This is a genomic window from Candidatus Binatia bacterium, assembly GCA_023150935.1.
Lineage (GTDB): Bacteria > Desulfobacterota > Binatia > HRBIN30 > HRBIN30 > JAKLJW01.
Map to the genome: position 1 here is coordinate 1 of JAKLJW010000088.1, position 3,333 is coordinate 3,333.

The 3,333-nt window shown below is 66.7% G+C and carries 4 protein-coding genes; all 4 read right to left on the reverse strand.

Annotated features, from left to right (window positions below; translation table 11 throughout):
- Nucleotides 1-346: 346 nt before the first annotated feature.
- The gene (locus tag L6Q96_22980; protein MCK6557414.1) at nt 347-754 is read right to left on the reverse strand and encodes a PIN domain-containing protein; all 408 of its coding nucleotides are present in this window, start codon (nt 752-754) and stop codon (nt 347-349) included.
- Nucleotides 751-987 carry a hypothetical protein gene (locus L6Q96_22985; protein ID MCK6557415.1) on the reverse strand — a complete coding sequence of 79 codons (237 nt, stop codon included), beginning with the start codon at nt 985-987 and terminating at the stop codon, nt 751-753. Before L6Q96_22985 ends, L6Q96_22980 begins: the two co-directional genes overlap by 4 nt.
- A 443-nt stretch (nt 988-1,430) precedes the next feature.
- Entirely contained in the window at nt 1,431-2,546 is a 1,116-nt protein-coding gene (locus tag L6Q96_22990; protein MCK6557416.1) for a reverse transcriptase/maturase family protein, read from the reverse strand.
- A 333-nt stretch (nt 2,547-2,879) separates the two neighbouring features.
- A partial coding sequence (locus L6Q96_22995) for a hypothetical protein (GenBank protein ID MCK6557417.1) occupies nt 2,880-3,333 on the reverse strand: 454 nt, incomplete at its 5' end.

Sequence of the window (3,333 nt, forward strand, 5' to 3'; positions counted from 1 at the left end):
AGCGGTGTAGTCTCCAAACGCACCTGCTGGCAAGATCGGATCTCTTTATGCAATCGAATTCTTTCACACGTTCTGAGACGCAGCGTTGGGCTCGAACCGATCGGGGTCGGAATCGGGGTCGGAATCGAGGACGACACGAGCTTCGGTCAGAAGCGACTTGGGGGCTAACGAGCCGCCATCGAGTCCGTCAGCCGGGTACACCGGGCAACGGGTCGATGCCGATGCCGATACCGATTCCGACCCCGAGTGGAACTAGCTGCCAGCACGTTGATGTCGGACACCCGTTGATGTCGGACACCCACCGCTCGCCCGTAAACCGCACAGGTGTCCCACCGACCCTGCGGCCTCAGGAGGGGACGAGCGTCATGGCGTCGACCTTCGCGAAGTCCCCATCGAACGTGGCGACGTGAGGCGCGCCGCGGTTTCGGGCGATGGTCACGATGGCGGCATCGACGAAGCTCAGCCCCATGGCAGCTACACGCCGGAACGTGTCGACGGTTGCCAGGAAATACGCGGAGCAGGGAACGAACTCGACCTCACGCGCCCGCAGCAGCGTCTCCGCCACGGCGATGGCTGCCGGCGGGTCGCGCCGCGCCGCGATGACGGTCACGACCTCCAGAAACACATACTCCGGCAGCAGCGCCACGCCCCATTCCCCTGCGACCAGGCGCTTCATGACGGCGGCGGCCGCCTGGTGGTGCACGTCGCGGGTGTTGTGGAAGGCGACGAGAAAGCTCGAATCGAGGACGATCACGACGCACCGTAGACGACGGCGTCGATCTCCTCGCTGAGCCGTTCGGTGCCCGCGGCGTACGGCTCGGGACGCAACTCGGCAAGGCTGCCGTCCCTCCGCAGCACGGGCGCGCTGCGGAGGTAGACGCGGATCGCTTCACTCAGGGTTTCACCGATGGGACGGCCCTCGAGGGCGGCGCGTGCCTTCAGCTCGCGGTATGCCCGCTCGTCGAGGTTGCGCACCGTTGTGTCCATTCGCACTCTTGTAACACTCGAGCCTGCCCCGATCAACTTTGCCCTCGAAATCGCGGCGTGACAGCCAGCTGCGCGCGCGCCACACACATCGATCATACGACACCGATCACGACACGCAGCGACACGCAGGACACGTCCGGCCCTCTTGGCCTGGTTGACCAGGCAACGGACGGAAGTGACTGAAGAGACTGGATTCCGCCTTTCGGCGGAATGACGATTGAGTGCGTCGGCGACTTTTTCAAAGGATCGTTAACGCGCTAGGGGAGCCGACGATAGGTTTCTGCCGGAGCGGTGCTTGACTCCGCCCGGGTAAGGGATAACCCGTGCCCCTGCCCAAGCCCCTGCCCGTGCCCCTGCCCCTGCCCCTGCCCCGACGTCAGGCCAAACCGGGCTGGGGGTCGGGCTGGGAATTGGGGGTGCGTTTGGCGCCCCGGGACGCTGGGTCAGGCCCGCGTTCGCCCGCTCCCGATCCGCATCGCGCGCGGTGACCTATGCCTCGACCCGTCGCGGCACAGCGACTGCACGAGCAGCCGCTTACCGATGTTGTCGACGTCGCGCCGCGTCATGATGCTCCGTGACAAGCGGAAGGCGTTCGCATGCCCGGCGAGACCGAACCAACTCGCCACCGACGCGTGGGCCGTGGCCCGGTCGATCTCGCCGGCGACCACGCGCCGCTGCAACGCCGGCAGCCGCCGCCACAGCCGGAGCACGCTGCGGCGCCGCACGCGCACCCGGCCATCGGCGTGGTGGACGTAACCGAGCAGGTCACACGGCGCACTGAGCGGGGCCACAATCACCCGACGGGGATTCAGCTCGAGCAGGAGGCGGTCGCGCAGGAACGCCCGCACGCACTTCAGTCGATCGCGCGCTGCCGCACGATCGGGAGTGAGCAGCAGAAAGTCATCCATGTAGCGGATGTAGTGCCGCACCCGCAGCTCCTCCTTCACGAAATGATCCAGGGCGTCCAGGTACACGTTCGCAAAGAGCTGGCTCGTCAGGCTGCCGATGGGCATGCCCCGGCCGGGGTGCTCGGCACCGTGCTCGACGAGGCGCCACAGCAGATCCAACACGCGGTCGTCGCCGACGCGGCGGCTGAGCCGCGCCATGAGGACCCCGTGGTCCACACTCGCGAAGTAGCTCTTGATGTCACACTGGACCCGATAGCCGCGGCCGGCGCAGGCGCGCACGAATGCACGGTAGCGCTGGACCGCCAGGTGCGTCCCTCGGCCCGGAATGCACGCGTAACTGTCGGCGATGAAGCCGCGGCGAAAGATCGGGTCGAGCACGTTGAAGATGGCATGATGCACGACGCGGTCGCGAAACGGTGCCGCCCGGATCTCGCGCCGTTTGGGATCGCGAATCCAGAACCGGCGAAAAGGCCCCCACTCGTAGACCCCTGCCTCCAGTTCCCGCCGCACGGCCCACAGGCAGGTCTCCAGATGGTACTCGAACTCCCTCACCTCCGGACGGTCGCGTCTCCCGTGGCTGGCGCCCAGAAAGCCGCGGTACAGATTGTCGAGATCGACAACCCGCGAGAACAGGTGCTTCTCGCGATGCATGCGTCCAACCCAGGCAATCAGCGGACCCGGCGTTCGAGCGGCCTACTGACCGGGTCTGCCGCACGCACTATTCGGCATGGATCCGCGCACGAAGCCACGCCAGGGACATGAGCCCTGTCATCCCTTTGGCACAGGCACCGTCTCCGTGAAGGCGGTGCGGGCGGGCCGCCGGGCGAGCGTCTTCCCGGCTGGGACAACTAGCGGGCGCAACGGACGCCGATGTTGTTGTTCGCATTGGACGGCTGGTTGTTGCCGTTGACCGTGAGCGGGCCGGCATTCGTACCGTTGTTGAAGTTGCCGCCGCGCAACAGCGCACCGGTTTGGCTCATGCCCCTATTCCACATGCACCTCCCGGCCGGCGCGCCGGAGCAACAGCACATACTTCTCCAGCCTCGCCCTTGGGATGCCGCATGTGAGAATCTCCCTCGACTCCGACCCCGCCGCCAGATTGCGGACGGCAATACGAAGGACCCGACCGCAGTCCGCCGCATCTTCGAAAAAGCTCTGGCAGAACGCACCGACCGTCACAAAGACCACCGCCCGGGGATGCTCGAGCTTGAGCCGCAGGTACCTCTCCACGGTTGGGCTGGTCATCGTGTAACGCACCCCACCGGTGCGCCGCCGGACGGGAACGCGGGCTTCGCACGCCTGCGGTGGAGGCTGCGCGCGGGTGGCCTCACCGTCCTCGCGCCGCGTCTCGTGCTTGAGCCAGCCGCCCAGCATCCGGCCAATCTCGTCGGCACCCTTCGACAGATCCTCGTAGCCGCCGTTCGACACGAACCCGAGG